Here is a 2,509-nt window from a genome sequence, read left to right as displayed (position 1 = left end):
AAAAAAAGATTGCTGGAAAGCATTTCATAATAAGGTATACGAGGAACTTTTAAGTTTATATTTTAAATATAAAGAGCAGGTGAAAATATGAAAGTAATAGAAGCAAAAAATATTAAAAAAAGTTTTGAAAATCTTGAAGTATTGAAAGATATTAATTTATCAATTAAGAAAGGGGATTTTGCTGTTGTTATAGGAAAAAATGGAAGCGGTAAAAGCACATTACTTAAAATTGCAATAGGATTATTATTACCGGATGAAGGAGAAATAAAAGTTCTTAATTATGATGTTAAGACAAAATGGAAAAAATTATCAAAAGAAGTAGGGGTAGTACTTACAAATGAAAGGAGTTTATATTGGAAATTAACAGCTTATGAGAATCTTGATATATTTGGAGATATTTATGAAGTTAAAAGAAATATAAAAAAAGAAAAAATTAGATATTTGCTTGAAAAATTTAATCTTACACAATTTTCAAATATTACAGTTGAAAATTTTTCAACAGGAATGAGAAAAAAATTAATGCTATGTAAAGCTCTTATTCATGAACCAAAAGTTTTATTTTTAGATGAAATCTTAAATGGTCTTGATCCAGAAGCCGTATATGAAATGATAGAATATTTAAATGAGTTAAACAAAGAAGGATTAACGATATTTATGATTAGCCATATTCTCCATGGTTTTTCAAAAAATACGGATATATATTTTTTAAAAGATGGATCTCTCAAATTAACAACAAAGTTTGGAGATATAAAAGAAGAAAATAAAAATATTTATGATTATTTTAGAGATATCATCAAAAGTGAGGAATCTGTATGAAGGATATAATGTATCTTATAAAAAAAGACTGGCTGATAAGAAAAAAATATAAATTTGTATGGATAAATATGGCATTAACTCCATTTTTTATGATAGGGCCATATATTTTTACATCAAAATTATTTGGAAAAGTAAATTTTTCAGAAAGTATATTAATAGGAACGCTATTGTGGTACTGGTTAAATCAATATTTTTGGGGAGTAGGTGATGGATTTGGAGAAGAAAGATCCGAAGGAACTTTAATTTCCATAATAATATCCCCTGTTTCATCTTTAAAATTTCTCTTTTCCAAAGGAATTGATACATTTTTAACTAATATTTATATTACTTTATTTACCCTTATTTTCTTTGCGCTTTCTGGAATAACAACAAAATTTAGCTTATGGATATTTGTTCTTTTATCTATAAGTGGATTATATATAACGTTTTTTTCCATATTTTTTGCAGCATTAGCATTATGGAAAAAGAAAATAGGTAGTATTAATTATACACTTCAGTATTTTATAGGGCTTCTTTCTGGAATGACCAGTCCTGTAAATTACTATCCTATATATATAAAAGCAATATCATATATAATCCCACTAACTTACTTAATATCTATAGGAAGAAATATAATTCAAACTGGAAGTATTGATAATAAAAATTTATATATGCTTCTAATATTAACGATAATAAGTTTTTTATATCTTGTTATAGGAATAATAATGTTAAAAAAAGTGGAAAACTATACACGGAAAAAAGGCGAGTGGGAAACATGGTAAACAGTCTATATCTCGCAAAAGCAAATTTTTTAACAGCAAAAAAATATAAAATAGACTGGTATGGAGCATTTTTCACACCATTATTGACTATATTACCAGTATTTTTGCTTTTTTATTTTGGGGAAAAAAGTGGATTGGTTCAATTTTTTTATGGAAATACAAATACTAAAAATATATTTGGGTACATTTTAATTGGAGCAGCATATTGGAATTATATTGAAGTGTTATGGGGTGTTATATTTACATTAAGGCATTATATGAGAATAGGTCAGTTAGAAGAAATATTTTTAATGCCAATTAATCCTTTTGGATATATTTTTGGATGGTCAGTATTAGGTATATTAAAAGTTACTTTAGAATCAATTCCAATAATAATATTATCTATTTTATTTAATTTAACAACACTTAATTTTATGAATTTTATAGTATCAGTAGGTGTATTCGTTATATCAATGTTAGCATCATTTGGTTTTGTATTTTTCTTTTTTGGTATTACATTACTATTTAAAGATGGTGATGAATTAGTAAGTTTAATAGGAAATGCAGCACCATTATTAGGAGGTATGTTTTTTCCAATAACTGTTTTACCAAATTTTTTAAAAATTTTTTCTTATCTTTTCCCATTTAGTTGGGGATTAGACTTAATGAGACATTTATTAATGAATACAAATACAATTTTAGAGATTAATTCAGAATATATAATATTGACTATAATATCGATAGTATATTTAATAAGCGGAATTATTACATTCAAAATTTTAGAAAAAAAATCGCGTAAAAAAGGTTTTCAGGGCTTTTAATATAAGTAAAAAATGTGGATTTAATTCTTAATTTGGATGAAAAATAGACTAAACCTTAATAAAAATATATGAAATAATGGAAGAATTGTCGCAAAAAGGGAAAACGATAATATTAGCCAGTCATGACGTAAG

At 24.8% G+C, this 2,509-nt stretch carries 3 protein-coding genes; all 3 read left to right on the top strand.

The annotated features are described in order from the left end of the window. Nucleotides 1-87 precede the first annotated feature (87 nt). Genes XO12_RS10955 through XO12_RS10945 form a run of 3 tightly spaced genes read left to right on the top strand, consistent with a single transcriptional unit; the run spans nucleotide 88 to nucleotide 2,377 of the window. Nucleotides 88-816, top strand: coding sequence for an ABC transporter ATP-binding protein (locus XO12_RS10955; RefSeq protein ID WP_175420326.1), 729 nt, complete (start codon nucleotides 88-90; stop codon nucleotides 814-816). After that, nucleotides 813-1,577: an ABC transporter permease gene (locus XO12_RS10950; protein WP_072866081.1), complete on the top strand. Its 765-nt coding sequence runs from the start codon at nucleotides 813-815 to the stop codon at nucleotides 1,575-1,577. The genes XO12_RS10955 and XO12_RS10950 overlap by 4 nt, the downstream gene beginning before the upstream one ends. Further along, nucleotides 1,571-2,377 carry an ABC transporter permease gene (locus XO12_RS10945; RefSeq protein ID WP_072866080.1) on the top strand — a complete coding sequence of 269 codons (807 nt, stop codon included), beginning with the start codon at nucleotides 1,571-1,573 and terminating at the stop codon, nucleotides 2,375-2,377. Before XO12_RS10950 ends, XO12_RS10945 begins: the two co-directional genes overlap by 7 nt. Nucleotides 2,378-2,509 lie beyond the last annotated feature (132 nt).

It is taken from the genome of Marinitoga sp. 1154 (assembly GCF_013363285.1).
Classification (GTDB): domain Bacteria; phylum Thermotogota; class Thermotogae; order Petrotogales; family Petrotogaceae; genus Marinitoga.
This window is presented reverse-complemented; position numbering and strand designations above follow the sequence as displayed.

What these genes read in the sequence shown, in the direction of transcription:
- XO12_RS10955 (WP_175420326.1), top strand. Translation starts at nt 88, where the DNA reads ATGAAAGTAATAGAAGCAAAAAATATTAAAAAAAGTTTTGAAAATCTT.
- XO12_RS10950 (WP_072866081.1), top strand. Translation starts at nt 813, where the DNA reads ATGAAGGATATAATGTATCTTATAAAAAAAGACTGGCTGATAAGAAAA.
- XO12_RS10945 (WP_072866080.1), top strand. Translation starts at nt 1,571, where the DNA reads ATGGTAAACAGTCTATATCTCGCAAAAGCAAATTTTTTAACAGCAAAA.